At 61.9% G+C, this 24372-nt stretch carries 13 protein-coding genes and 2 pseudogenes; 6 read left to right on the top strand and 9 right to left on the bottom strand.

What is annotated here, in order from left to right:
- Window positions 1-2: 2 nt before the first annotated feature.
- From mscK to HU749_RS29525, 4 genes and pseudogenes are all read right to left on the bottom strand, one after another.
- Window positions 3-3365 (bottom strand): mechanosensitive channel MscK, encoded by a 3363-nt coding sequence (mscK, locus tag HU749_RS03395; protein ID WP_186651245.1) that lies wholly within the window; start codon window positions 3363-3365, stop codon window positions 3-5.
- A 34-nt stretch (window positions 3366-3399) separates the two neighbouring features.
- Window positions 3400-5142, bottom strand: a complete 1743-nt coding sequence (locus tag HU749_RS03400) for a potassium/proton antiporter (RefSeq protein ID WP_079301596.1) — start codon at window positions 5140-5142, stop codon at window positions 3400-3402.
- Between the two features lie 281 nt (window positions 5143-5423).
- Window positions 5424-6296 (bottom strand): methyl-accepting chemotaxis protein, encoded by an 873-nt coding sequence (locus HU749_RS29520; RefSeq protein ID WP_409556748.1) that lies wholly within the window; start codon window positions 6294-6296, stop codon window positions 5424-5426.
- Between the two features lie 30 nt (window positions 6297-6326).
- Window positions 6327-7253 (bottom strand): annotated as a pseudogene (locus HU749_RS29525) (MCP four helix bundle domain-containing protein); the annotation flags it as partial.
- Window positions 7254-7307: 54 nt separating this feature from the next.
- On the opposite strand from HU749_RS29525, the gene HU749_RS03410 reads away from it, so the two are divergent.
- Entirely contained in the window at window positions 7308-7538 is a 231-nt protein-coding gene (locus tag HU749_RS03410; protein WP_003197071.1) for a hypothetical protein, read from the top strand.
- Window positions 7535-7837: a cell division protein ZapA gene (locus HU749_RS03415; protein ID WP_018601295.1), complete on the top strand. Its 303-nt coding sequence runs from the start codon at window positions 7535-7537 to the stop codon at window positions 7835-7837. Before HU749_RS03410 ends, HU749_RS03415 begins: the two co-directional genes overlap by 4 nt.
- Before the next feature lie 217 nt (window positions 7838-8054).
- Here the strand turns inward: HU749_RS03415 and HU749_RS03420 are convergent, their stop codons facing one another.
- Complete coding sequence (locus HU749_RS03420) at window positions 8055-9857, bottom strand: acyl-CoA dehydrogenase (RefSeq protein WP_079301599.1); 1803 nt, start codon at window positions 9855-9857, stop codon at window positions 8055-8057.
- Between the two features lie 288 nt (window positions 9858-10145).
- A complete protein-coding gene (putA, locus tag HU749_RS03425) occupies window positions 10146-14099 on the bottom strand; it encodes a trifunctional transcriptional regulator/proline dehydrogenase/L-glutamate gamma-semialdehyde dehydrogenase (RefSeq protein ID WP_079301600.1) in 3954 nt (1317 codons plus the stop codon).
- Between the two features lie 463 nt (window positions 14100-14562).
- On the opposite strand from putA, the gene putP reads away from it, so the two are divergent.
- On the top strand, window positions 14563-16047 hold the full coding sequence (gene putP, locus HU749_RS03430) for a sodium/proline symporter PutP (RefSeq protein WP_186651247.1): 1485 nt from the start codon (window positions 14563-14565) through the stop codon (window positions 16045-16047).
- A gap of 89 nt (window positions 16048-16136) precedes the next feature.
- Here putP and HU749_RS03435 read toward each other — a convergent pair whose 3' ends face one another.
- Complete coding sequence (locus HU749_RS03435) at window positions 16137-16631, bottom strand: DUF2165 family protein (RefSeq protein ID WP_079301602.1); 495 nt, start codon at window positions 16629-16631, stop codon at window positions 16137-16139.
- 267 nt (window positions 16632-16898) lie between these two features.
- Here HU749_RS03435 and HU749_RS03440 point away from each other — a divergent pair, with 267 nt between their 5' ends.
- The 3 genes from HU749_RS03440 (at window position 16899) to HU749_RS03450 (ending at window position 20605) form a co-directional block, all read left to right on the top strand.
- Window positions 16899-18956 (top strand): type VI secretion system Vgr family protein, encoded by a 2058-nt coding sequence (locus HU749_RS03440; RefSeq protein ID WP_079301603.1) that lies wholly within the window; start codon window positions 16899-16901, stop codon window positions 18954-18956.
- Complete coding sequence (locus tag HU749_RS03445) at window positions 18953-19684, top strand: DUF4123 domain-containing protein (RefSeq protein ID WP_079301604.1); 732 nt, start codon at window positions 18953-18955, stop codon at window positions 19682-19684. The genes HU749_RS03440 and HU749_RS03445 overlap by 4 nt, the downstream gene beginning before the upstream one ends.
- A gap of 81 nt (window positions 19685-19765) precedes the next feature.
- Window positions 19766-20605, top strand: coding sequence for a 23S rRNA (adenine(2030)-N(6))-methyltransferase RlmJ (locus tag HU749_RS03450; protein WP_003197086.1), 840 nt, complete (start codon window positions 19766-19768; stop codon window positions 20603-20605).
- Window positions 20606-20771: 166 nt separating this feature from the next.
- Here HU749_RS03450 and msrA read toward each other — a convergent pair whose 3' ends face one another.
- On the bottom strand, window positions 20772-21419 hold the full coding sequence (gene msrA / locus HU749_RS03455) for a peptide-methionine (S)-S-oxide reductase MsrA (RefSeq protein WP_046065711.1): 648 nt from the start codon (window positions 21417-21419) through the stop codon (window positions 20772-20774).
- An 84-nt stretch (window positions 21420-21503) separates the two neighbouring features.
- A pseudogene (locus tag HU749_RS03460) lies at window positions 21504-24199 on the bottom strand (putative bifunctional diguanylate cyclase/phosphodiesterase).
- Window positions 24200-24372 lie beyond the last annotated feature (173 nt).

Consider the following 24372-nt stretch of genomic DNA (forward strand, 5'->3'; position numbering starts at 1 on the left):
CATCAGTCGAGTGTGTCTTGCGGCGGCTCGGGCACCGGTTTGATGCTGGCTACGGCCGAGGGTACGGGGCCGAGGGTTTTGTGCTCGGGCTCGGCGGGCACCAGCTTGTACTCCTGGCCTTGAAGGTTCTTCAGATAGATTTCCATTTGCCGGAAGGAGATGTTGATGTGCTCCTTCTTGAACTCACGGTTGATGAACCGGTTGATCTCGTCCAGCACCGGGTTACGGTCGCCGAGGTCGCGTACATGCATGCGCAGCTCATGGTCGAGGGTACTTTCACCGAAGTTCAGGAAGTACACGATCGGTTCCGGCTCCTTCAACACCCGTGGGTTCTCGCGAGCGGCCTTGAGCAGCAGTTCGCGCACCCGATCCAGGTCCGAGCCGTAGTCCACGCCCAGTTTCAGGGTCACCCGGGTGACGGTGTCGGTCAGCGACCAGTTGATCAGTTGCCCGGTGATGAAGGTCTTGTTCGGGACGATGATGTCCTTGCGGTCGAAGTCGGTGATGGTGGTCGCCCGAATGCGGATCTTGCTGACCGTGCCCGACAGGTTGCCGATGGTGATGGTGTCGCCGATGCGCACCGGGCGCTCGAACAGGATCATGATGCCGGAGATGAAGTTGGCGAAGATCTCCTGCATGCCGAAGCCCAGGCCCACCGACAGCGCGGCCACCAGCCATTGCAGTTTGTCCCAGCTCACGCCCAGGGTGGACAGGGTGGTGACGAAACCGAAGCCTGCGATCACATAGGACAGCAGCGTGGTGGTGGCATAGGCACTGCCCTGGGCCAGGTTCAGTTTCGACAGCACGAACACTTCCAGCAGGCCCGGCAGGTTGCGCGCCAGGGCGAAGGTGATGCCGATGATGATCAGCGCCCCGAGCATGTCGCCAATGCTGATGGGCACCATGCTCATGTTGGCGCCGGTGCCGCTGGTGTATTCGTAGAGGGTGATGTTGTCCAGGTACGAGAACACGCTGATCAGATCCGACCAGACCCAGTACAGCGCGGCGATGAAACCGCCCAGCAACGCCAGGCGGATCAGGCGCAGGGACTGCTCGTTGACCTTCTCGATGTCCAGGGTCGGTTCCTCGACCACCGTTTCGCCGTCGCCGGCTTCCTTGGCGGCCTGGCGCTTGGCCAGGGCACGCTGGTAGGCCAGGCGCCGCGCCGCGACCGACAGGCCGCGGACGAAGGTGGCTTCGATCACCAGCCAGAACATCAGCAGGTACAGGGTGTTGATCAAGCGGTCGCTGAGTTTCAGCGCGGTGTAGTAGTAGCCGAAGCACACCGCCACGAACAGCGCGATCGGCAGCGCGGTGAACAGCACCCCGACCGCCTTGCGGAACAGTGAAGTGTTCTTGTGGGTCGGGCTGCTCAGCAGCAGACGGCTGAGCAACCACGCCATCAGCGCGTAGCAGGTCAGCACCACCGGCATGCCGAGCACGTCATCGGCCAGGGTCGAGGGTTGCAACTCGGCCACGGCCACCACCGCCACCAACGCCAGCACCACCAGCCCGAGCCGGCGGATCCAGCCCTGGAGGAATTCGACCTGGGGTTTCTCCCAGCGGAAATGCAACTCGGCCACACCGCCTGGTGCCAACACCCGGTAGGCGGTGTAGAACACCAGCCAGGCCTGGCCGATCTGCAGCAGCGCCGCACCGAGGTTGGCGTTCTGGCCGCGGGCGTCGATCTGCAAGGCGTAGCCGCAGAGGGTCAGTGCCAGGGCCACCGGCATCGCCAGGAGGATATTGATCAGGATCGCCTGGGGGGTGTGCCACTGGCTGTCGCGCTTGAAGTGACCGACGTCCTGGTGAACCTTGTTCAGGCGAGCATAGAGATTCTTGCGCCGCCACAGCAGCGCCCCGATCAGCAGCGCCAGGGGCAGGAACAGCAGTGGCCGCTGGGTCAGGCCATCGGCCAGCTCACTGAGACTCGAAGCCCAGGGCAGTGAGTCGATCTGCTTTTCCAGGCGCACCGGCACCGCACGCATCCATTCGAAATCCAGCGGCTTGTTGCTGGGAATCCAGAACATCTGCTCTTCGAGGGTCGCCCGCAGGTTCTGGGCGGTGCTGAGCAGTTGCTTCTGGTTGAGCTGCAAGGTGATGGATTCGTTGAGTACCGCACTCAACTCGCGGTTCAGGCGTTCCAGCAGGTCGACGCGGGTCAGGGCCAGTTCCAGCAAGGTCTTGCGCAGTTGCGGCGTGGCTTGTTCAGATGGCTGGGAGGCCAGCAGGTTGTCGACATAGGTGCTGGGATTGTTCAGCAGCTCACGTTGTTGGCTGACTTCGAACTGGTACAGGCGGATGTCGGCGATCTGGTCGGCCAGGTTCTGGTCCAGCTTCAAGCGCGGCAAGGTCTGGCGCTGCTTGTAGAGGATCTTGGAGAGCAGCAGGCTGCCCTTGAGCACGCTGATCTGCTCGTCCAGGGCGGCGTCGGTCTGGGTGACGCTGTCCAGCAGTTGCTTGGTCTGCAAGTTCTGCTGGGTGACCTCGTTGAGGCGGTCGGTGCTTTTGAGCAGGTAGTCGGAGAGCTTCAGGTTGGCCGCGCTTTCGGTCGCCAGCAAGCTGCTGCCACCGGCCTTCTGGGCTTCGATGGATTGCTGGGTCACCGTTTCCTGGGACTGGGCCAGGCGCTTCTGGTTGATCAGGTTTTGCAGCTCCTGGATTTCCTGCTCCGTGCGGGCGATTTTTTCCATCAGCAAATCGTGCTGACCGTTGCCCAGGTCCTGCAGTTGGCTATTGCCGGCCAGCTCTTGGCGGCGCAGCGGAATCAGCGCATTGAGCGCCGCCAGCTCGGCGTTGAGCTGGTCGCGCTGCTCGGCGCTCAAGGTCTTGCCGGCATCTCGGCCGGCCTTGAGGATGGTGTTGATCTGCTGGATGCGGGTCTGGCTGCTGGAAATTTCCGCCTGGGCGCGCTCGGGGCGGGTCTGGGCGGTGATGATCAGGCTGTTGGCGTCGGCCAGGGCTTTTTGCAGATCACCCTGCTGGGTGGAGCGATCCGAGAGCATTTGCTCGAGCTGGGGAATCGGCAGGTTGGCATAGCGTTGCGCCACCGGCACCACCGTGGTGCCCTTGAGTCGCGCCAGCTCGCGCTGGTTCTCGATGTTCTGCTTGGGCGCGGTCGCCAGTTGCTGCTTGAGCGCCTGCAGCTTCTGTTCGTAATCAGTCTTGTTGTTGAGCTGGGTCAGCGTGTTCTGCAACAAGGTTTGCAGGGCTTTCTGCTCGGCTTCCGGCAGTTTGCGGTCGGCGATCTTGTCCAGGCTGGCCTGCACCGAAGCGCTGGCGGGAAGATCAGCGGCTTGCAGTGTGCAGACGGAGAAACTCAGGCCCAGCAGGGCGATGGCGAAAAAGGAGCGCAGGGTAGGCATAGAGACCGGTCAAGCAAGTGAGAGTGGGAGCAGTTTAGAGGAACAAGCCGGGACCCGGGCGACTTCCTTCGGGGAATCTGACGCCCACTTTGCCGATCTTGTTCCCGTCCATGGCCGCGACGGTCCATAGGGTGTTGTTCCAATCCACCTGGTCGCCGACCACTGGCGCACCGCCGACTTTCTGGGCAATGAAACGCCCCAGGGACATGTCCGGATCGATGCCGTCCAGCTTCAACCCGTACAGCGCCGCAACCGCGGCCAGCTGGGCGTCTCCTTCGAGTACGAAGTCGCCGAAGAAGCGCAAATCCAGGCCCCGTTGTGGCGCCTGGCTGAACAGTTTTCCAAGGGCCGGCAAGTTGTGTTCGTGGCCGATAACACACAGCAAATCATCGACTTCCAGCACGGTACTACCCGACGGATGGAGCAGTTGCTGGCCCCGAAACAGGGCGGCGATGCGTGTGCCGTCCGGCATTTTCAGGTCCCGCAGGGGTGAGCCGATGCACCATTTTTCCGCGCCCAGGCGATAGATGAACAACTCCCACTCACTGGTGACGTGGACTTCCAGCGCCGCCCGGGAAATCGGCAGCGGCTCGGGCGGGACGGTCACATGCAGCAATTTGGCGACCCATGGCAGGCTCGTGCCCTGCACCAGCAGCGAGACCAGCACGATAAAGAACGCCAGGTTGAAATAGAGCTGGGCGTGGGGCAGCCCGGCCATCAACGGGAACACCGCGAGGATGATCGGCACCGCGCCGCGCAGGCCGACCCAGGAGATAAAAGCTTTTTCGCGACCGTGGAACGCCTTGAACGGCAACAGGCCGACCATGACCGACAGTGGGCGGGCAAACAGGATCATCCACAACGCCAGGCCCAGAGCGGGCAGGGCGATCGGCAACAGGTCGTGGGGCGTGACCAGCAGCCCCAGCACCAGGAACATCCCGATCTGCGCCAGCCAGGCCATGCCATCGAGCATGTGCAAGATACCGTGGCGGCTGCGCACTGGACGGTTGCCGATCACCAGGCCGCACAGGTACACCGCGAGGAAGCCACTGCCGTGCAAGGCGTTGGTCAGGGCGAACACGGCCAGGCCGCCGCTGATGACCAGGATCGGGTACAGGCCGTTGGCCAGGTTGATGCGATTGACCAATTGCAGCATCAGCCAGCCACCGCCCAGGCCAATCACCGCGCCGATACCGAACTCGCGCATCAGATGCCCCAGCAGGCTCCAGTGCAAGCCGGTTTCGCCACTGGCGAGCATGCCGATCAGGGTGACGGTGAGGAATACCGCCATGGGGTCGTTGCTGCCGGATTCGATCTCGAGGGTGGCGCTGACCCGTTCGTTCAAGCCCTTGCCACCCAGCAGCGAGAACACCGCGGCGGCGTCGGTGGAGCCGACGATGGCGCCGATCAGCAGACCTTGCATCAGGTTCAGGTTGAACAGCCATGCCGCTGCCAGGCCGGTCAGCCCGGTGGTGATCAACACCCCGACCGTGGCCAGCGACAACGCCGGCCACAGCGCCACGCGAAAGCTCGACACCCGCGTGCGCAAGCCGCCGTCCAACAGAATGACCGCCAATGCGAGGTTGCCGACCAGGTAGGCCGTTGCGTAATTGTCGAAAAGAATACCGGCGCCGTCGACACCGGCCACCATGCCCACGGCCAGGATGATCACCAGGATCGGGATGCCCAGGCGGGACGAAAGAGAACTCACCAGGATGCTCGCACCTACCAGCAACGCGCCGATCAAGAACAGGCTGTTGATGGTCGTTGCAGTCAAAGGCGTTACTCCGGGAATACTGAGGGGCGGGCGCAGACTGACCATGCAGTCTGCGTGCCAGCGATTCTAACCTGTTGAAATGTGATGCTGTCAAAAAAGGTTGGGAGATCGAGGTCTGGGCGCAGCCCTTGTGGCGAGGGAGCTTGCTCCCGCTCGGCTGCGAAGCAGTCGTCGCTTTTAAGGACGGGGCCGCTGCGCGACCCAGCGGGAGCAAGCTCCCTCGCCACAGAAGCTGGATTGTTGATTGCTCACTGTCTGTGAACAATCAACAGCTGCGTGGATTAAAGGCTGAACCGCCCAACCATGCTGTTGAGGTCCACGGCCAGCCGTGACAGTTCCGCGCTGGCGGCACTGGTCTGGTTGGCGCCGGTGGCCGACTGCACCGACAGGTCGCGAATGTTCACCAGGTTGCGGTCCACTTCACGGGCGACCTGGGCCTGTTCTTCGGCGGCGCTGGCGATCACCAGGTTGCGTTCGTTGATCTCGACAATGGCCGTGTTGATCGTGTCCAGGGACATGCCGGCACCGCGAGCGATGTTCAGCGTCGACTCCGCGCGTTCGGTGCTGTTGCGCATCGAATCCACGGCGTGTTCGGTGCCGCTCTGGATGCTGCCGATCATGCGCTCGATCTCGCTGGTCGACTGCTGGGTGCGGTGCGCCAGGGCGCGTACTTCGTCGGCGACCACGGCAAAACCACGGCCGGCCTCACCGGCGCGGGCGGCTTCGATGGCGGCGTTCAGCGCCAGCAGGTTGGTCTGGTCGGCCAGGCCGCGAATAACGTCCAGCACCTTGCCGATGTCACGGGACTCATTGGCCAGGTTGCCGATCAAGGCGGCAGTGCTTTGCACATCGGCGCTCATGCGTTCGATGGCGCTGACGGTTTCCTGCACCAGGTCGCGGCCATCGCCTGCGGAGGTGGTGGCGTTTTTCGATGCTTCGGAGGTGCTGACCGCATTGCGCGCGACTTCTTCCACGGCGCTGGTCATCTCGTTGACCGCGGTGGCGGCCTGTTCGATTTCGTTGTTCTGCTGCGTCAGGCCGCGAGCGCTCTCGTCGGTGACACTGTTGAGTTCTTCGGCGGCGGAGGCCAGTTGCGTGGCTGAACCGGAGATCCGCTGCAAGGTGTCGCGCAGTTTTTCCTGCATGGTCGACATCGCCCGCAGCAGTCGACCGGCTTCGTCGCTGCCATCGACGACAATCGGGCGGGTCAGGTTGCCCTTGGCGATTTCTTCGGCCGCATCCAGCGCGTTGGCAATCGGCTTGGTGATGCTGTTGGTCAGCAGCCAGGCGAACAGCAGGGTCAGGGCGGTGGCGATGACCAGCAACGTGATGACCAGATTGAAGGCTTTTGAATACTGTTGCTCTGCGCCCCGACTGAAAGCGTCGGCTTGTTGGTTATTGATCTCCAGCAGGCGGCCGAGTACCGCGTTCACGGCTTCGGAGTTGCTCAACAGTTCGGTGTTGAGCAGAGCCCGCAGATCTTCGATCTGATTGTTGCGCGACAGGGTTTTCATCCGCTCTTCGAGCTGGCGATATTGCCCCAGCAGTTGCACGTATTGATCGTAGGCGGCCCGTTCTTCCGCAGAGCTGATCAGCTTTTCATAGGCCGTCTGGGCGGCGCGGATCTGCTGGTTGCGTTGTTCGAACAGATCGTAGGTTTTCTGCTGGATGTCCGGTTCGCGGTTGGTCAGCAAGCGATAGGACAGCACCCGCAAACGCAGGGTGAGCTGGGTGAACTCATCCAGGGCCTTGATGCTGGGCACACTGTTCTCGGCGATGCTTTTGCCGGATGCGCGGATGGTGCTCATCTGGGTCAGGGCAAATACCCCAAGGGCGAGCATCAGGGCGCCGATCAGGGCAAACCCCAGGAACGCCCGCGGCGCGATGTTCATATTACGTAGGGACATGGGAAGTACCGGAAGTAGACGCGTCCGTGCGGGGCTGTGACTGCTGTTCCCTGACTTATCGGTCATACGACTAAAGTCTTGAGTGACATGCGTGCTTTTGTCACAGAGCAACGGCTGCGGCGCGACGAAGGGTCGGAACCAGATTCTCCATTCGCAGTCTCTAAAACTCGCCGGAAAGCCCTGCCACCCCGTAAAGCGTGGCATTGGCAGTGACTTTTCTTTATCGTACGCGCCCCTTGAAAAAGCCTGGAAATCAATATGTTGGAAACATCCCTCAGCCAGCTGGAGCAACTGGTCAATGACCTGGTGCAACAGAACCGTCACCTCACCGGCCTGAACGAAACCCTGGGCGCGGAGCTTGCCAAGGTCAAGGATGAAAACGAAAGCCTGCAACTGAGCCTGATGGAACAGGAAGAACTGCACGGCACCACCGCCGCCCGCATCCAGGCCTTGATCGAGCGCGCCAGCGCCGGGCCTGTCAGCGCATGAAGCACGGCGCCGATGGGGTGACAGTCATCTCGATCCTGGGAGAAGACTATTCAATCAAAGCGCCGACCGGGCAGGAACAGGCCCTGTTGGACGCCGCTGCCATGCTCAAGGCCGCACTGGCCGACACGAAAAGGAAATACCCGACGCTGATCGGTGATCGCCTGTTGGTATTGGCGGCCATGAACCTGTGTTCGCAGCAGATGGAAATGCAGAAGCAACATCAAGCGGAACTCGACCGTTACCAAGAGCAAGTCAGCGCCACGGTCGATGTGATTGCCAAGACCATTCAGCAGGCCTGAAACCGTTAGCGAACGGTGACTGTGGGGCTTGTGTGGGAGCGAGCTTGCTCGCGATAGCGTCAGCACAGTTACCTGTGTGTTGGCTGAAACACCGCTATCGCGAGCAAGCTCGCTCCCACAGTGGATCGGTGGTGAACGCAGATGTTACGTCCACTTGAAACCCCTTGTGGGAGCGAGCCTGCTCGCGATGGGATTCAGCCCCGCTGCATGACCCGGCTCAGAACCACTCATCCCGCATCCCCAGGCACGTATCATCCCGCGCCTCAAGAATCGCCAGCTCATGATGGCAACCCGGCACTTCCCAGGTCAGGAAGTAGCGCGCCGCTTGCAGCTTGCCTTTATAGAAGTCGCTGTCTGCGGTATTCCCCTTGGCCAGGCCTTCCTCGGCACGAATCGCCTGTTCCAGCCAGCGCCAGCCGATCACCATGTGCCCAAACACCTTCAGGTACAGCGCCGAGTTGGCGAGGCTGGTGTTGACCTTGCCTTGGCCCAGGTCCGTCAGCAGGCCGAGGGTGACGGTTTGCAGGCGCGCCACCAGCGCTTCCAGCGGCTGGCGTAACGGTGTCAGTGATGCGTGCGCCTGGGCGCGTTCGGTGGTGTCGGCCACCAGCCGGATCAATTGTTTGAGCCCGGCACCGCCGTTCTGCGCCAGTTTTCGCCCCAGCAGGTCCAGGGACTGGATGCCGTGGGTGCCTTCATGGATCGGGTTCAGGCGGTTGTCGCGGTAATACTGCTCCACCGGGTATTCGCGGGTGTAGCCGTGGCCACCGAGAATCTGGATCGCCAGTTCGTTGGCTTTCAGGCAGAACTCCGAGGGCCACGACTTAACGATGGGGGTCAGCAGGTCCAGCAGTTCATGGGCGCGCCGGCGCTCGGCTTCGCTGTCCAGGGTGGTGGTGTCGTCGAACAAGCGCGCCGCGTACAGGCCCAGGTCAAACGAACCTTCAACGTAGGCCTTCTGGGTCAGCAGCATGCGGCGCACATCGGCGTGCTGGATGATCGCCACGGGGGCAGTGGTCGGATCCTTGCTGTCGGGCACCCGGCCCTGCGGGCGTTCGCGGGCGTATTCCAGGGAATACAGGTAGCCGGCGTAACCGAGCATCACCGCGCCCATGCCGACGCCGATCCGCGCCTCGTTCATCATCTGGAACATGTAGCTCAGACCGTGGTGCGGTTTGCCTACGAGGTAACCGACACATTCGCCGTTGTCGCCGAAGTTCAGCGCGGTGGAGGTGGTGCCACGCCAGCCCATCTTGTGAAACAGCCCGGCCAGCAGCACGTCGTTACGCGGGCCGAGGCTGCCGTCGTCGTTGACCAGGAACTTGGGCACGATAAACAGTGAAATGCCTTTCACGCCCGGCGGCGCGTCCGGCAATTTCGCCAGGACCATGTGCACGATGTTTTCCGACAACGGATGATCGCCGCCAGAAATGAAGATCTTGTTGCCTTTGAGTCGATAGGTGCCGTCGGACGCAGTCTCCGCGCGCGTACGAATATCCGACAGCGAAGAGCCTGCATGGGGCTCGGTCAGGGCCATGGTGCCGAAGAAACGACCGTCGATCATCGGTTGCAGGAAGCGTTGCTTCTGCTCCTCGCTGCCGAAGCTCTCGATCAGGTTCGCCGCGCCCATGGTCAGGAACGGATAAGAGGTCGAAGCGGCGTTGGCCGACTGGAAGTGCGCGAAGCAGGCCTGGGACAGCAACGTCGGCAGTTGCATGCCGCCCGCCTCGAAGCTGCGTGCGGCGTTGAGAAAGCCCGCCTCGAGGAAGGCGTCCACCGCCGGTTTTACCTCGGGAATCAGAATCGCCTCGCCGTTCTCGTAGCGCGGTTCGTTTTCATCGTTCTTGCGGTTGTGGGGCGCGAAAAATTTCTCGGCGATGCTGCGGGCCGTACCGATGGCGGCGTCGAAGGTTTCGCGATTGTGCTCGGCAAACCGCTCGCGCTGGGTCAGGCCCTCGGCATCGAGGACTTCATACAGCTCGAAAGCCAGATTGCGGGAACTGAGCAGCGTCTCGGACATGGCGGCCTACCTTTTCTTGGGATGGGCCGAGTCTAGGCGTGCTGATAAAGGCTGAACAGGATGATTGATGACAGTGATGCAGAGGTGAGGGCAACACTAATCCCAATGTGGGAGCGAACTCTGTGGGATCAGGCTTTGTGGGAGCAAGGCTTGCCCGCGATGAAAACGCCGCGGTCTCTTGAGGACCGTAGCGCCTGGATCGCGAGCAAGCTTTGCTCCCACAAAGTTCGCTCCCATAGGGATTTCCTACTACCAGGCACCCATTGCGGGTGCCTGGTTTACAGCGGTTTAGCCGATAGTCATCAAGCTGGCGTTACCCCCCGCGGCCGCGGTGTTGACGCTCAAGGCTCGCTCGATCACCAGGCGCTCCAGCGCCACGCTGGTTTCGCCTTGGGACAAACCATGCACCCCGACGATGGCGCCGGCACGCTTGGCCACCTGCTGGCAAACACCGCGCAGCTGGTCTGAATCGCCGTGATGCAGGACCGCGTCGAACAGCACCTCGTCCTTGCTCCAGTCGGCCACCCGCTGGATGCGCGTCTGCAGGTCTTTCGGCAAGCGTGCGAACAAGGCCTTGCTGGTGTCGGTTTCCGGCCACACGGCTGAGCCGCCCACGGCCAGTACGGCCGCCAGTTGCGTCAGCAGGTCGCCTTCCACGTCGGCCAGGCACAACACGTGCTCGCGCGGCAGGATGGCGTAGCTGTTGCGCTCGCCGGTCGGGCCGGTCAGGGTCCGGGTAATACCGCTTTGCGACTGGGCTGCGAATTGCACGCACACGGCACTCAGTTCGGCGAGCTTCTGGCTGTCGGCCCAGGCTTGCAGCGCGGCCAGCGGTTTACCCATGGCCTCGCGCAAACGCAGGTCCGGCGCCACCAGGGCATCGCCACGGACGAAGGATTGCTGGATCGCATCGGTAGGACGGGTCGACAGCAGGCGGTACAGGTACAGCGGGCCACCGGCCTTGGGACCGGTGCCCGACAGGCCTTCGCCACCAAACGGCTGCACACCGACCACGGCGCCGACAATGTTGCGGTTCACGTAGACGTTGCCGGCATGCACATTGTCGATGACCTTGGCGATGGTCTCGTCGATGCGCGTGTGCACACCCAGGGTCAGGCCGTAGCCGGAAGCGTTGATCTGGTTGATCAACTGATCCAGTTCCTTGCGCTTGTAGCGCACCACGTGCAACACCGGACCGAAGATCTCGCGTTGCAGTTCATCGAAGCTTTCCAGCTCGATCAGGGTCGGCATCACAAAGGTGCCGCGCTTGCACTCGTCGCTGTCGGCGATTGCCATCTGGTACACGGTGCGACCTTTGTCGCGCATGGCCTGGATGTGCTTCTCGATGCCAGCCTTGGCTTCGGCGTCGATCACCGGGCCGATGTCCACGGACAGGCGCTCGGGGTTGCCGAGGCGCGATTCGGCCATGGCGCCCTTGAGCATTTCGATGACGCGGTCGGCGGAATCTTCCTGCAGGCACAGGACCCGCAGGGCCGAGCAACGCTGGCCGGCACTGTCGAAGGCCGACGACACCACATCGATAACCACTTGTTCGGTCAGCGCCGAGGAGTCGACGATCATGGCGTTCTGGCCGCCGGTTTCGGCGATCAGTGGGATCGGACGACCCTGGTTGTCCAGGCGGCCGGCGATGTTGCGTTGCAGCAGGCGCGCGACTTCGGTGGAGCCGGTGAACATTACGCCTTTGACCCGATCGTCACCCACCAGGCGGGCACCGACGGTTTCGCCGCGACCCGGCAGCAGTTGCAGCACGCCTTCCGGAATGCCGGCTTCGAGCATCAGGCGCACAGCCTGGGCAGCCACCAATGGCGTCTGCTCGGCGGGTTTGGCCAATACCGGGTTGCCGGCGGCCAGGGCAGCGGCGACCTGGCCGCTGAAAATCGCCAGCGGGAAGTTCCACGGGCTGATGCAGACCACCGGACCCAGTGGGCGGTGGGCATCGTTGGTGAAATCGTTGCGCGCCTGCACCGCGTAGTAGCGCAGGAAATCCACGGCTTCACGCACTTCAGCAATGGCGTTGGCGAAGGTCTTGCCGGCTTCGCGGGCCAGCAGGCCCATCAGCGGCTGGATCTCGCCTTCCATCAGGTCGGCGGCGCGTTCGAGGATCGCGGCGCGCTCGGCTGGCGGCGTGGCTTGCCAGATCGGTGCGGCGTTGAGGGCGCACTGAATGGCGTTGTCGACGTCGGCAACCGTGGCTTCCTGCACATGGCCGACCACGTCGCGGTGATCGGACGGGTTCAGTACGGGAGCCGGGGTTTCTTCGCTGGCTGCACAGCCGAGCATCGGCACGGCTTTCCAATCGTTATGGGCAGTGGCAAGCAGGGCGCAGGACAGCGACGCCAAACGATGTTCGTTGGCCAGGTCGATGCCGCTGGAGTTGGCGCGGTCGCTGCCATACAGGTCGCGCGGCAGTGGGATGCGCGGGTGCGGCAGGCCGAAACCGCCTTCCAGCGTCGCCATCTGCTCGATGCTGGCCACTGGATCGGCCACCAGCTCCTGAATCGAGATGGACTGGTCGGCGATACGGTTGACGAACGAAGTGTTCGCGCCGTTTTCCAGCAGGCGACGTACCAGGTACGCCAGCAGAGTTTCGTGGGTGCCGACCGGTGCGTACACACGGCACGGACGGTTCAGCTTGCCTTCGGAAACCTTGCCTACAACCTGTTCGTACAGCGGTTCACCCATGCCGTGCAGGCACTGGAATTCGTACTGGCCCGGGTAATAGTTCTGACCGGCGATGTGGTAGATGGCTGCCAGGGTATGGGCGTTGTGCGTGGCGAACTGCGGGTAGATGACTTCCGGCACCGACAGCAGCTTGCGGGCGCAAGCGATGTAGGACACGTCGGTGTACACCTTGCGGGTATAGACCGGATAGCCTTCCAGGCCTTCGACCTGGGCGCGCTTGATCTCGCTGTCCCAGTACGCACCTTTTACCAGACGAATCATCAACCGGTGGCGGCTACGGCGGGCCAGGTCGATGACGTAGTCGATCACATACGGGCAACGCTTCTGGTAGGCCTGGATCACGAAACCGATGCCGTTCCAGCCGGTCAGTTGCGGCTCGAAGCACAGGCGCTCCAGCAGATCCAGCGACAGTTCGAGACGGTCGGCCTCTTCGGCGTCGATGTTCAGGCCGATGTCGTATTGCTTGGCCAGCAGGGTCAGCGACAGCAGGCGCGGGTACAGCTCGTCCATGACGCGCTCGTACTGGGCGCGGCTGTAACGCGGGTGCAGGGCCGAGAGCTTGATGGAAATGCCCGGGCCTTCATAAATCCCGCGACCGTGGGAGGCTTTGCCGATCGAATGGATGGCTTGTTCGTACGAGGCCAGGTACTTCTGGGCGTCATGTTCGGTGAGCGCGGCTTCACCCAGCATGTCGTAGGAATAGCGGAAGCCCTTGGCTTCGAACTTGCTCGCGTTGGCCAGGGCCTCGGCGATGGTTTCGCCGGTGACGAACTGTTCGCCCATCAGGCGCATGGCCATGTCGACGCCCTTGCGGATCATCGGCTCGCCGCTCTTGCCGATGATGCGGCTCAGGGAAGAGGTCAGGCCCGCTTCGTTATGGGTGGCGACCAGCTTGCCGGTCAGCAGCAGGCCCCAAGTGGCGGCGTTGACGAACAGCGACGGGCTGTTGCCCAAGTGCGGCTGCCAGTTACCGGTGCTGATCTTGTCGCGGATCAGCGCGTCACGGGTGCCTTTGTCCGGGATGCGCAGCAGCGCCTCGGCCAGGCACATCAGGGCCACGCCTTCCTGGGACGACAGGGAAAATTCCTGTAGCAAGCCCTGAACGATACCGGCACGGCCGCCGGCACTTTTCTGGTTGCGCAGCTTTTCCGCTATGGAGGCGGCCAACTTGTTGGTGGCTTCGGCCATTTGCGCCGGCAGGCGGGCCTGCTCGATCAGCATCGGCACCACTTCCGGCTCAGGGCGACGGTAAGCGGCGGTGATGGAGGCGCGCAGCACCGACTGCGGCAGGATGCTCTCGGCAAATTCGAGGAAGCATTGGTGAGCATGGTCGACCTGCACATCGCCGGCATCATCGCTGTCGACGCGAGGTGAACCGTTCAGCTCGGTCAGGGTTGCACCACCCTCGAGTTTTTCCAGGTAATTGAAAATTGCCTGCTTGATCAGCCAGTGCGGCGTGCGATCAATCGAGGTTGCGGCCGCCTTGAGGCGTTCGCGGGTCGGGTCGTCGAGTTTGACCCCAAGGGTGGTGGTAGCCATATTTTTATCCTCATGTTTACCACGTATTGCGTGGCATCAGCTGGCGGCAAGATTAGCTGCGGGATGATTGAGGTGCAACCGGGTGCAACCCTTTTTTTCTCGAAATGACAGGCAGCTCATCCGGAAGCAAATGTTGCCCGGTTGATCCTGCACCGGCTTAGTGCTTTAGCTTCTAGCTGAGTGCCGGAAACTGCACTAAAAGGGAGCAAAAAACACAGATTTTGCGATAAAACCGATCAGGTGCAACTTATTCGAACGAAACTGGTTGCACCTTATTTGATTTGTTGAATAGCATTCGCGGCCAAGGTGCAACCGACTTCAACGTCGAGGGGCATCGGCTGATGGCTTTCCTGGGGAAACATCAGTCATAAATTCGCGGGACTGCAAATCGTCGCTATAACGTCCGTGTTGTCGACGCTTTCAACTGCCACCGCTACATAAAAACAAAGCCAGGGCGTAACTCATGAGTGTTAGTAATCCCACCTTGATCACTTTCGTGGTCTATATCGCAGCCATGGTCCTGATCGGTCTGATGGCTTACCGCTCCACCAACAACCTTTCCGATTACATCCTGGGCGGTCGCAGCCTGGGCAGCGTGGTAACGGCATTGTCCGCCGGTGCTTCGGACATGAGCGGCTGGTTGTTGATGGGGTTGCCGGGTGCCATCTACATGTCCGGCCTGTCGGAAAGCTGGATCGCCATCGGCCTGATCGTCGGCGCCTACCTCAACTGGCTGTTCGTGGCCGGTCGCCTTCGGGTGCAGACCGAGCACAACGGTGACGCACTGACGCTGCCGGACTACTTCTCCAGCCGTTTCGAAGACAAGAGTGGCCTGCTGCGGATCATCTCGGCGGTGGTCATCCTGGTGTTCTTCACCATCTACTGCGCTTCCGGCATCGTGGCCGGCGCCCGTCTGTTCGAAAGCACCTTCGGCATGTCCTACGAGACCGCGCTGTGGGCCGGTGCTGCGGCGACCATCGCCTACACCTTCGTCGGTGGTTTCCTGGCCGTGAGCTGGACCGACACCGTGCAAGCCACCCTGATGATCTTCGCGCTGATCCTTACGCCGATCATCGTGCTGCTGGCCACCGGTGGTGTGGACACCACGTTCCTGGCCATCGAAGCGAAAGACCCTTCGTCCTTCGACATGCTGAAAAACACCACCTTCATCGGCGTGATCTCGCTGATGGGCTGGGGCTTGGGCTACTTCGGCCAACCGCACATCCTGGCGCGCTTCATGGCGGCGGATTCGGTCAAGTCGATCGCCAAGGCGCGTCGCATCTCCATGGCCTGGATGATCCTGTGCCTGGGTGGCACCGTGGCCGTGGGCTTCTTCGGTATCGCTTACTTCTCGGCACACCCTGACGTGGCCGGGCCAGTGACCGAGAACCCTGAGCGCGTGTTCATCGAGTTGGCGAAGATCCTGTTCAACCCATGGGTTGCCGGTGTGTTGCTGTCGGCCATCCTGGCGGCGGTGATGAGTACCCTGAGCTGCCAGTTGCTGGTGTGCTCCAGTGCCCTGACCGAAGACTTCTACAAGACCTTCCTGCGCAAGGGCGCTTCCCAGCTGGAACTGGTCTGGGTCGGCCGTGCCATGGTGCTGCTGGTGGCCTTGGTCGCCATCGCCCTGGCTGCCAACCCGGAAAACCGTGTACTGGGCCTGGTGAGCTACGCCTGGGCCGGTTTCGGTGCCGCCTTCGGCCCGGTTGTCCTGATCTCCGTGATCTGGAAGAACATGACCCGCAATGGCGCGCTCGCCGGCATCCTGGTGGGTGCGATCACCGTGATCGTCTGGAAGCACTTCGAGCTGCTGGGCCTGTACGAAATCATCCCGGGCTTCATCTTCGCCAGCCTGGCCATCTACATTGTCAGCAAGATGGGCGCGCCTACCGCGGGTATGCTGCAGCGCTTCGAAGCAGCCGAGAAAGATTTCCGTCTGAACCAGTAAGGCCTTCAGCGAGGCCTCGATGGCTCGCAGGAGGGTTTGCATGAAAAACGGCCCGTCTCCAATGGAGGCGGGCCGTTTTTTCATGGGCGTCAGTCCGGGTTGGCATCAGGCTGGTTGAGAAAGATCAGCACGCCCAAAATCGCCATATAGAACCTGAACGCAGCGTCCTGGCCGTTCCAGATTTCTGATTGCCACATCAGGAACCATTCGCCGCCGACCACCATGAAACCAAAGAACCAGACGAAGAAACCCACCGTCAGGCCGGCAATGGTCCATTCCTTGGCGCGGGCGAACACCAAGGCCTCGGCCCGACGTGCCTGCCACAGTTTCACTGCTCCGTAGCCCAAAAGTCCCGCCGTCAGCGCTTCGCCGAAGATGATCAGCCAATAGGCAACGTGCCACATCCAGGCTTGATCGATGGCGCGATAGCGGGCGGCATTGTCGGGAAAGGTGGTATCCATGCTAAGTACGTGATGGACGAAATTGAAGTTGGAGCTGTAGTCCGTGACGTTGTTGAACACGGTCAGGAAGGCGAATGCGGCGAGCGCCAGGGTCATTGCGATTTTTGCGTAACGTGTCGTCATGCCGTGCGTCCTTTGCTTTTTTGCGACCAAGGCACGTTATCACGGCCACCACAGCCCAGAAATCGGTGACCTTGCAAGAAGTGGCTGATTCATACGTAGGACGGTTGCGGTTGGTCGCGATACCTCAAATGTCTATCGGAAAATGCATCACGTTTTGCGGCTTTTAGCTTCTTGGATGTAGGGCAAATCTGTTTTTCCTGACCCCCCATGCACTCCCCCTATCGCTCGTGCAGAATCGCCCGCCTCCATTTCGCAGAGGCACATCGGATGTTCCCGCCTGCCAACTCATCGCGTTTCACGCTGACGCTCGACAGCGGGCCGAATGAACTCAAGGTGCTTGAGTTCAAGGGCAAGGAAGCCATCAGCCAGCCCTATCGCTTCGACCTGGAACTGGTCAGCGAACGGTCCGACCTGGCACTGGAAGAGCTTCTGCATCGCCAGGCATTCCTGGGGTTCGACGACTGGGGCGGCGGCATACACGGCCAGGTCTATAGCGTGGCCCAGGGGGATTCGGGCAAGCGCCTGACCCTTTACCAGGTCAGCCTGGTGCCCCGCCTGGCCTACCTGCGTCATCGCATCAACCAGCGTATTTTCCAGCACCTGAGCGTGCCCGATATCGTCGCCCGGGTGTTGAAGGAACACGGGATCCTGGCGGATGCCTGCCAGTTCACGCTTGGCGGGCAATACCCCGAGCGTGAATATTGTGTGCAGTATGGCGAAAGCGACCTGGCCTTCATCGAGCGGATTTGCGCCGAAGTCGGTATCCACTATCACTTCAGGCACAGCCCTGACGGCCATCTGCTGGTGTTCGGTGACGACCAGACGGTGTTTCCCCGCCTGCCCGAATCGACGCTGTACCTGCCAGACAGCGGCATGGCCGCCGCCGAGCCGGCCATCAAGCGCCTGGCGGTGCGGCTCCAGACCCGTACCACTGCCGTGACGTTGCGCGATTACGACTTCCGCAAGCCCGGTTTGTTACTGCAAACCCACCTCGACAATCGGCAGAGCCCGATGCTCGAGGACTATCACTATCCCGGCGGATTCTGCGCCCGTGACGACGGCAAGCATCTGACCCGGCGGGCCCTTGAGCGCCATGGCGCCGACCACCGCTTGGCGGAGGGCGGCAGTGATGAACGCGCCTTCGTCAGCGGACATTTCATGCGGATCAAGGAACATCCCCGAGAGCCGTGGAATGATCTCTGGCTCCTGACGCATATCGATCATCATGGCCGTCAACCGCAGGTGCTGGAAGAAACAGCCAGCGCTGGCCCGGATGAATTCCAGGGCTACAAAAATACCTTTCTTGCCACGCCATGGGACGTGTTCTTTCGGCCACCTTTGCATCACGAAAAGCCCCGTGCCCATGGTTATCAGTCGGCGGTGGTGACCGGGCCGGTCGACAGCGAGATCCATTGCGATGAATTCGGACGGGTCAAGGTGCAACTGGTCTGGGATCGCGACGGTCAACGCGACGAGCACTCCAGTTGCTGGCTGCGAGTGGCCTCCGGTTGGGCTCACGATCACTATGGCGCAGTGATGATTCCCCGGGTCGGTATGGAAGTCCTGGTGGGGTTCATCGATGGTGACGTGGACAAGCCATTGGTGGTGGGGTGTCTGCCCAATGGCGCCAACCCGGTGCCGCTGGACCTGCCGGCAGACAAGACTCGCAGCGTGTTGCGCAGCCAGAGCAGCCCGGGCGGGGGAGGCTACAACGAATTGCGCATCGAGGATCGCAAGGGCGCCGAAGAGATCTACCTGCGGGCCCAGCGCAACTGGACCCAGCATGTGCTGCATGACCAGCGAGTGCAGGTCGATCACGAGCGCAGCATCGTTGTCGCCGGTACGGCGCGACACGAGCTCAAGGCCGATGAGCAGCGCCTGACCCACGGTCGGCGCCGGGCAGAAGTGCGGCAGGACGACCATCTGCTGGTGAGCGGCGAGCGGCATATTCGTGTCACCAGCCAGGTCCTGAACGCCAGCCAGCAGTTTCATGTCAGCGCCGGCCAGCAAGTGGTATTGGAAGCGGGTGCCAGTGTGACCCTCCAGGCCGGCGGCCACTGGATCAACATCGGCGCCGGTGGGATTTACAGCAGCGTGCCGATCGAACTTGGAGGGGCGCGGATGACGGCCATGAGTGCGGCATCGGGCTCTGCGGGCAGTGCCGAGAAGCTGGTCGCTGCAGAGGCACTTGCTCTTTCCGTTGCACAACGCCTCAGTTTCCAAGGCTCGGCACCGTTCTGTGAGGAGTGTGAGCGTTGCAGGAATGGCGCCTGTGCAGCGCCGCCGGTCGTTCACAAACCTGTCGATGTCCGGGGGCGTGCATGAACAGCGATCAATCTCCCCGCGCCTGGCTTGAGGAACACCCCTTACAGGCCTCCGAGCAACTTTTCGCCATTTTCAGCAATGCCAGTAGCGCCGGGACGTTGTCGGCCTGGCGGCGTTCGATGAGCTCGGCAGCCAGCCCGATCTGGGCCGACACGCCCTACGCCGAGTGGGAAGCGGTCATGCCCTATGTAGGGCTGGTCAGCGCAGACAGTGGGTTTCTTGATTGGATAGCCGCCAGCGACTCCCTCGATTGGGGGTGGCTGGCGGTTTCGTGTGTGAGCCAGGAAACCCTTGCCGAACACTTGCGAGGGCTCACGCAGGTGCTGTTGCCCGGTGGCAAGCCGGTCTTCCTGCGTTTTTGGGATGGGCGCTTTGTCCGGCCGATACTGCAATCGACGGCGGTGGAGGCCGGGCAACTCTTGCCGGTCATCAAGCGCTGCCTGATCAATGGGCAATCCCTTGAGGTCGTGGGAAATGCCCAGCGGCCGGCCCAGGCTTTTCCCTGGTGGCAAGTGCCCGTCGCACTATTGGACGCAATGGCCGAGGGCCCAACGGACTGTCTGTTGGATAACTTGCTCGCTTGGCTGGGCGAGGAGCATCCGTATGTGTCCGAGCGGGTCGATCGCAGCATCTTGCGCTGCAAGATTGCCCACTTTCTTGAGCGATCGGAGCCGGTTGAGGTGAAAAAGGCGCCATTGCAGGCGTATTTGCTGCGAGAGCTGGGCTGATGGTGGCCTCTCCGCCGGGCTGCGAACCCCTGACGTCCGGCGCGCTTCAAGGTAAACTCATCGCCCTTCGCAGGAGCCGCCATGAATTATCGCCACGCCTTCCACGCCGGCAATCACGCCGATGTGTTCAAACACCTGACCTTGACCCGCCTCATCGCGCTGATGTCGCGCAAGGAGCAGCCCTTCGCCTATCTCGATACCCACGCGGGCATCGGGCTGTACGACCTGCAGGGTGACCAGGCCAACCGTACCGGTGAGTACCTGGAAGGCATTGCGCGGTTGTGGGGCGAGAGCGATCTGCCGCCGTTGACCGCCGATTACATGAAGGTGCTGCACGAAATGAACCCGGACGGCCAGTTGCGCTACTACCCGGGCTCGCCGGAGCTGGCGCGGCGCCTGACCCGCTCCCAGGACCGTGTGCTGCTCAATGAGAAACACCCTGAAGACGGCGTGTTGCTCAAGGACAACATGAAAGGCGACCGTCGCGTGGCGGTGCACTTGGGTGAGGGCTGGCATGTGCCGCGGGCACTGCTGCCGGTGGCAGAGAAGCGTGCCCTGATGCTGATCGACCCGCCCTTCGAGCAGCTTGACGAGATGCAGCGCTGCGCCGCCTCCCTCAAGGAGGCTATTGGCCGGATGCGCCAGACGGTGGCCGCGATCTGGTATCCGGTAAAGGACCAGCGGATGTTGCGCCGCTTCTACCAGGACCTGGCCGGTACGGGCGCGCCGAAGCTGTTGCGGGTGGAACTGCTGGTGCATCCACTGGCGACGCCCAACAGCCTGAACGGCTCCGGCCTGGCGATTGCCAACCCGCCGTGGGGGCTGGAGGAGGAGTTGCGTGAGCTGCTGCCGTGGCTGTCGAAAAAGCTGGGGCAGACCCAGGGTGGGTGGCAGATGGATTGGTTGATCGCTGAGAGCTGATCGTTGAACCGATGCATTCAGGTCGTCAGGAAGGACGCCTTCACGAGCAAGCCCGCTCCCACTTGGGTTGTGGGGTGTTCACAGGACTGCAACCGACACAAATCCCTGTGGGAGCCAAGCTTGCTCCCACAAGCTCAGCTCCCACACTGGATCTGGGGCCCGGCTGTCAGATCGGGCAGGTCACGCCCGTACCGCCAATCCCGCAATAGCCTTCAGGGTTCTTCGCCAGGTACTGCTGGTGGTAGGCCTCGGCGAAGTAGAGCGTCGGTGCTTCTTCGATTTCGGTCGTGATGGTGCCTTTGCCGGCCTTGGTCAACTCGGCCTGGAACACTTGCTCGCTGTGTTTGGCCGCCGCCAGTTGAGCGGGGTTGGTGGCATAGATCACTGAGCGGTACTGGGTGCCGATGTCATTCCCCTGGCGCATGCCCTGGGTCGGGTTGTGCAGTTCCCAGAACATTTTCAAAAGCTGCTCGTAGCTGACTTTTGCCGGCTCATAGACCACCAGTACCACTTCACTGTGGCCGGTCAGACCCGAACAGACTTCTTCATACGTCGGGTTCGGCGTGAAGCCCCCGGCGTAACCCACCGCCGTACTGACCACGCCTTCGCGCTGCCAGAACTTGCGCTCTGCGCCCCAGAAGCAGCCGAGGCCGAAGATCGCGAAATCCACGTCCATGGCAAACGGGCCCAGCAGCGGCGCGTCGAGGACGAAGTGTTTTTCCGGCACGCTCATCGGGGTTTCACGGCCAGGCAGGGCTTGTTCTTTAGTAGGGAGCACGTTTTTGTTCACCAGGATTTCCGAGCGCAAGACCATCATCAGTCCTCTCAGTCAGATTGAGTTGAGCGAAATAGACAGTCAGTGTGCCTCAGAAAAGCCGCCGCAAGCTATACGCGGCTGTCAGACCAGAGGCCCACGCGGGTAGCGCTTGAGCTTTTCGACCAGCTCGGCGCCGGGGATCGGTCGGTCAAACAGGTAGCCCTGGCCGACGTCGCAACGGTGACGCCGCAGGAACGCCAGTTGCTGGGCGGTTTCGATGCCTTCGGCCACGACCTTGAGTTTCAGGTTGTGGGCCATGGCGATCACCGCCGAGGTGATTTCCATGTCGTCCTGGTTGTCCGGGATCTCGTGGATGAAGCTGCGATCGATCTTGATGATATGTCGATCGGGAATTTCTTCAAATAGCTCAGGGACGAGTAACCGGTGCCGAAGTCGTCCATGGCGAGGGTCAGTCCAAGGCGCTTGAGCTGGTCGAGCTGCAAATGGGTGTCTTCGGTGGCTTCCAGCAACAGGCCTTCGGTCAGCTCCAGTTCCAGCAGCCGGGCCGGCAGTTGTTCCTCCTTGAGGATACTGGCGATGGAGGCGACCAGGTCCGGGTCGGAAAACTGCTTGGGCGACAGGTTGATCGCCACTTGCAGGTTGCCCAGGCCGGCTGCGGTCAGCTGTTTGCTCATGCGGCAAGCCTGGCGGGCAATCCATTTGCCGATGGGGATGATCAGGCCGGTTTCTTCGGCCACGCTGATGAACTGGTCCGGACGAATCATGCCCTTTTCCGGATGGTTCCAGCGCAGCAACGCCTCCATGCCCAGAAGACGGCCGCTGCGCAGGCACAACTTGGGCTGGTAGAACACGTCCAGTTCGTTCTGGGTCAAGGCGCGACGCAGGTTGTTTTCCACGAACAGCTTGTAGCTGGCCTCGGCATTCAGTGCCTCGGTGAACACCTGGACCTGGTGCTTGCCGTTGGCCTTGGCCTTGTGCAGGGCGAGGCCGGCGTTGCGCATCAGGGTCTGCGGATCGCGGCCGTGCAACGGCGCACAGGCCAGACCCACGGAGCCGGTCACGCTGATCAACTGGTTATCGACGAACATCGGCTTGTCGAGGGTCATCAGCAACTGGCTGGCGATCTGTTGCCCGGCTTCCAGGCTCGTGTCGTCCAGCAGCACCGCGAATTCGTTACTGGCAAATCGCGCCAGGCTGCCGCTGGGGCTCAAGCTGTTGCGCAGGCGCCGGGCCAGGCTGATCAGCAGTTTGTCACCGGTCTGGTGGCCGAGGCTGTCGTTGATGCGCTTGAAGTTGTCGATGTCCACCAGCAGCAGGCTGATGGGCGAATCACTGTCCCGGGCGAAGCGTTCATCGAGGTTGCGAATGAACGCCGGACGGTTGCCCAGGTTGGTCAGGTTGTCGGTGTACGCCAGGCGCTCGATGCGCTGCTGGGCCAGCTTGGTCTGGGTGATGTCTTCGTAGATGCCGATGTAGTGGGTCAGCTCGCGGTTGTCGCCATAGACCTTGGAAATCGACAACTGGCCCCAGTAGGGCTCCAGGTTCTTGCGCCGACTCTTGAACTCACCCTGCCAACTGTTGCTCTGGGCCAGCGCCGAGGGTGCGTCGAACAGCAGTTCGCTGAGGTTCTCCAGGGCCGGCAGTTCCGAGAGGCGTTGGCCGTGGACTTCCTCGGTGGTGTACTGGGTGATCGCGGTGAAGCTCGGGTTGACGTACTCCACCACGCCGTCGCAATTGACCAGCAGGAACGCGTTGGCGCTCTGCTCCACGGCGCGCTGGAACAAGTGCAGGGCGCTTGTGGCGGTGCGTCGGTTGTGGTTGTTGATGACTTGGGCGAACTGGTCCGCCAACTCACCGGCAAAGGCGATTTCATCCGACTGCCAGGCGCGGGTGACGCCTACTTGCTCCAGGCACAGCACGCCCACCACCTGGCCGTCGATACGCACGCTGGCGTCGAGAATGGCATTGACGTCACGGGCGCGCAGGCTCTCGGCCATTTCCCGGGTGCGCGGGTCGCGCATCGCATTGTGGGCGTCGATGGCGCGGCAGGTCTGCAGCGCCTCCATGTAGTCGGGAAAGTCGTTGGCGTCGATCACCGCCGGCAGGAAATACGCCTGGGACGCGCGGTTGTAGGCGGAAATCGGAACCAGTTTGCCATCGTCCAGATTCCAGAGGCTGGCGCAGTCGATCTGGTAGATGTCGCAGGCGCTGCGGGTGATGAGTTCGGCGGCTTCGAGCAGGGAGTTGTTGGCGCTGTAGCGTTGACGGGTCAGTAGCAGGATCAGGTCCTGTTGGGCGCGTACCCGGTCCAGGTGCTGGAGCTGCTCTTGCTGGGCGCGCTGGTTCAGTTCCAGGGCGATCTGCAGGCGTGAATTCTGGGTTTCCAGATCCAGGGCCGGCACGGAGGGTTCGCCTTGCAGCAAATTGTCCACCGCCAGCAGGTAACCGCGCAGCAGATGACGATTGTGTTGCTTATAGGCTTCACCCGTCTCCAGCACGTTCATCGGGCCTTTGGTGGTGTGGAGCGTGTAGCGAATCTGGTAATGCGCGGCCTGGGCCAATTGTTGCTGGATGGCGTCGTGCAACTGATAGCGTGCTTCTGGCTCCATCAAGCTGGCGTAAGGCGCACTGACCAGCGAGCACAGCTCTACCGCCGGCAGGCCGAAGTATCGCTCGCAGTTGGGATCGAGGAACAACAGCGCCCAGCTTGCTTCATTCAGCCGTTCGAAACGCAGCATACCGAGCCGCGAGGGCACCGGTAACTGCGTCACTACCTCGGCCGCCATACGGCTGGCGGCATCGGGTTGGCTTTTCATGGGGAAACTCGCTTCGAAAATGCTGATCGCGCCGGGCTGACGCCCTCGTTATTACGGATTGGCGCAAGGTTGCATCATTGCGGCACTGGCTGACAAGAGAGATGAAGGCCAAGTGCTATAAACCTTTTATCGGCCGACGAGGGGATTTCTCCAGTCGCCGATCGATCAGAGGG

The sequence above is a fragment of the Pseudomonas ogarae genome (genome assembly GCF_014268695.2).
Lineage (GTDB): Bacteria > Pseudomonadota > Gammaproteobacteria > Pseudomonadales > Pseudomonadaceae > Aquipseudomonas > Aquipseudomonas kilonensis.

Bases quoted from the DNA above. Each gene is read 5' to 3' on its own strand.
- mscK (WP_186651245.1), bottom strand. From the start codon at position 3,365: ATGCCTACCCTGCGCTCCTTTTTCGCCATCGCCCTGCTGGGCCTGAGT.
- HU749_RS29520 (WP_409556748.1), bottom strand. From the start codon at position 6,296: ATGTCGACCATGCAGGAAAAACTGCGCGACACCTTGCAGCGGATCTCC.
- HU749_RS03410 (WP_003197071.1), top strand. From the start codon at position 7,308: ATGTTGGAAACATCCCTCAGCCAGCTGGAGCAACTGGTCAATGACCTG.
- HU749_RS03415 (WP_018601295.1), top strand. From the start codon at position 7,535: ATGAAGCACGGCGCCGATGGGGTGACAGTCATCTCGATCCTGGGAGAA.
- HU749_RS03420 (WP_079301599.1), bottom strand. From the start codon at position 9,857: ATGTCCGAGACGCTGCTCAGTTCCCGCAATCTGGCTTTCGAGCTGTAT.
- putA (WP_079301600.1), bottom strand. From the start codon at position 14,099: ATGGCTACCACCACCCTTGGGGTCAAACTCGACGACCCGACCCGCGAA.
- putP (WP_186651247.1), top strand. From the start codon at position 14,563: ATGAGTGTTAGTAATCCCACCTTGATCACTTTCGTGGTCTATATCGCA.
- HU749_RS03435 (WP_079301602.1), bottom strand. From the start codon at position 16,631: ATGACGACACGTTACGCAAAAATCGCAATGACCCTGGCGCTCGCCGCA.
- HU749_RS03440 (WP_079301603.1), top strand. From the start codon at position 16,899: ATGTTCCCGCCTGCCAACTCATCGCGTTTCACGCTGACGCTCGACAGC.
- HU749_RS03445 (WP_079301604.1), top strand. From the start codon at position 18,953: ATGAACAGCGATCAATCTCCCCGCGCCTGGCTTGAGGAACACCCCTTA.
- HU749_RS03450 (WP_003197086.1), top strand. From the start codon at position 19,766: ATGAATTATCGCCACGCCTTCCACGCCGGCAATCACGCCGATGTGTTC.
- msrA (WP_046065711.1), bottom strand. From the start codon at position 21,419: ATGGTCTTGCGCTCGGAAATCCTGGTGAACAAAAACGTGCTCCCTACT.